The following is a 2,545-nucleotide window of genomic DNA, read 5'->3' on the forward strand; positions in this document are numbered from 1 at the left end:
AAACCAGGGGCGATTCAGACGGCAGATAACTCGTGAGAGGTTGTGACAATCTTTATTGTTGGCAAACATGAGCCGCGAATGCCAATCGCTTTACACCTGGCTGCATCGTCACGACAGAGAGTGGTTGTATGCGCAGGCTAGTCAAATGCCCAAACCTGCTAGAAACCCTAATCCGCGAGTCGCTCACCGGCGGCAGGTACGATAGGTTTAAAGATTTTGGCGTAGAGTGACGACAAACGTCGAGTGCGCTCGAAGGTTCCTTGGATCGGATAAGGAGATCACCATGAAACGCTTGGCATTGGTAACGGGTGGAGGTCGCGGAATAGGTGCGGCTGTAGCTCGGCAGCTCGGGCACAAAGGATATGAGGTGTGCCTGACCTACGAGCGCGACGCAGAAGCGGCGCAAGTTGTGGTGGGCGCAATCTGTGGCGCAGGCGGTGTAGCTTGGAGCTGCCATTTGGACATAGCTTCGCCCGAGTCTGTGCACGCTTTGTTCCAAGCGCTCGACCAACGTCCCGCTCCCCTTGCGCTGCTGGTTAACAACGCTGGCATCACCGAAGGGTTCTCCAGGCTTGAAACGCTGTCCTACGAACGTCTTGAACATGTATTCCAAGTCAACGTTTTCGGGTCATTCATGTGTGCTCGCGAAGCAGTACGGCGCATGGGGCGTTCCCATGGCGGAGTGGGCGGGGTCATCGTCAATCTCTCTTCTCGGGCCGCCGAGCTGGGTGGCGGCGGGGAGTGGATCCACTATGCAGCGACCAAAGGAGCTATCGACAGTCTGACCCGCGGCCTGGCCAAGGAGGTGGCCAGCGAGGGCATCCGGGTCAACGCGGTAGCCCCAGGTTTGATCGAGACAGATTTGCACGCCGCCGCCGGCAAGCCCGAGCGGCTGACCGAAATGGCGGCTGCACTACCAGCAGGTAGAGCAGGATCGCCGGAGGAGGTCGCCGATTGCGTGTGCTGGTTGGCCTCAGAGGCAGCGAGTTACATCACTGGAGCCATCATCCCGGTTGCCGGGGGGCGGTGAAACGTGGCGGCCTTGCCCAACCATGGTAAGCAGGGGAAGGAAGTTGCGCAGGGCGAGCGACTGAGATCCTGGCAGCCAGGCCGCACTCAAGGGAGAGTGCAGCGGTTCACGACGAATCGGTAAGAAAACGATGCCTTGGCGTTGCTCGGCGCCGACGCTGTGGGGTACGAATGTCAGTCCTACGCCGGACTTGGTCAAGCCTAGAGCAGCTTGTAGGTTCTCCACCTCCTGCACTATGCGCAATTCGACGCCCGTCGCTTCGATTCGAGAAAGTATTAGATGTAGTGGTCTAATGAAACCGGACACCCATTTAGGCGAGAATGCTCGCCAGATAGAGGTGTCTGATGACCAAACAACGTCGTTCCTTTTCCGCTGAATTCAAACGCGAGGCCGCAGTCCTCGTGCTCGATCAAGGCTATAGCCATATCGAAGCCAGCCGCTCGCTTGGGGTGGTCGAGTCCGCGTTGCGTCGCTGGGTCAATCAACTGCAGCAGGAGCGCACCGGCGTTACTCCGTAAAGTAAGGCGCTGACGCCTGAGCAACAGAAAATCCAGGAATTGGAAGCTCGAATCGCTCGACTTGAGCGGGAGAAATCGATTTTAAAAAAGGCTACCGCGCTCTTGATGGCCGAGGAACACGAGCGCTCGCGTTGATTGATCAGCTCCGCCGCGAGGAGCCTGTCGAATTACTCTGCTCGGTGTTTGAAGTCACTCGCTCGTGTTACTACGCGCATTGCCATAAACGGCGATCTCCGGACGTTGCGCGACTGGCACTGCGCGTTCGGGTTAACGAGCTATTTACACAGAGCCGTAGTGCCGCAGGTAGTCGAACCATCATGTGCATGATGCGCCAAGAAGGCATTCAGATCGGCCGCTTCAAGGTGCGCAAGTTGATGCGCGAAATGAAGCTGATCAGTAAGCAACCGGGTTCACATGCCTACAAGAAGGCCACAGTAGAGCGCCCTGACATCCCGAACGTGCTGGAGCGCGCATTCGATGTTACGGCACCGAATCAAGTATGGTGCGGCGACATCACGTATGTGTGGGCTCAAGGCCAGTGGCACTATGTGGCGGCAGTTATCGACCTTTTTGCACGTCGCATGGTGGGTTGGGCGTTTTCACCCAAACCGGACAGCGAATTGGTCATCAAGGCGCTGGACATGGCGTACGAGCACCGCGGGCGGCCGCAGAATGTACTGTTTCACAGTGATCAGGGCAGCCAGTATGGCAGCCGAGCTTTTCGTCAGCGGTTGTGGCGTTACCGCTTCAAGCAAAGCATGAGCCGCAGAGGTAATTGCCTGGACAATGCGCCTATGGAGCGTTTGTTCCGCAGCCTGAAAACGGAGTGGGTGCCAAGTGTGGGCTACATGAGTGCTGCGCAGGCACAGCAGGACATCGGCAGGTTTCTGATGCAGCGCTACAACTGGGAGCGACCGCATCAGTTCAACGGTGGGTTACCTCCGGCGATTGCCGAGGAAAAACTTAATCCGGTGTCCGGGATTAGTTGACCACTACA

Annotated in this window: 2 protein-coding genes and 1 pseudogene; 2 read left to right on the plus strand and 1 reads right to left on the minus strand. The window is 57.4% G+C overall.

What is annotated here, in order from left to right:
- The first annotated feature begins 283 nt into the window (after positions 1–283).
- The gene (locus G1E_RS25345) at positions 284–1,030 is read left to right on the plus strand and encodes an SDR family oxidoreductase (RefSeq protein ID WP_009683552.1); all 747 of its coding nucleotides are present in this window, start codon (positions 284–286) and stop codon (positions 1,028–1,030) included.
- On the opposite strand, the gene G1E_RS30340 is transcribed toward G1E_RS25345, so the two are convergent.
- Positions 974–1,336 (minus strand): LysR substrate-binding domain-containing protein, encoded by a 363-nt coding sequence (locus G1E_RS30340; protein ID WP_225786186.1) that lies wholly within the window; start codon positions 1,334–1,336, stop codon positions 974–976. The genes G1E_RS25345 and G1E_RS30340 overlap by 57 nt on opposite strands.
- A 38-nt stretch (positions 1,337–1,374) precedes the next feature.
- Here G1E_RS30340 and G1E_RS28090 point away from each other — a divergent pair.
- Positions 1,375–2,537, plus strand: a pseudogene (locus tag G1E_RS28090) (IS3 family transposase).
- The last annotated feature ends 8 nt before the right edge of the window (positions 2,538–2,545 follow it).

Source organism: Pseudomonas sp. TJI-51 (genome assembly GCF_000190455.2).
GTDB lineage: Bacteria > Pseudomonadota > Gammaproteobacteria > Pseudomonadales > Pseudomonadaceae > Aquipseudomonas > Aquipseudomonas juntendi.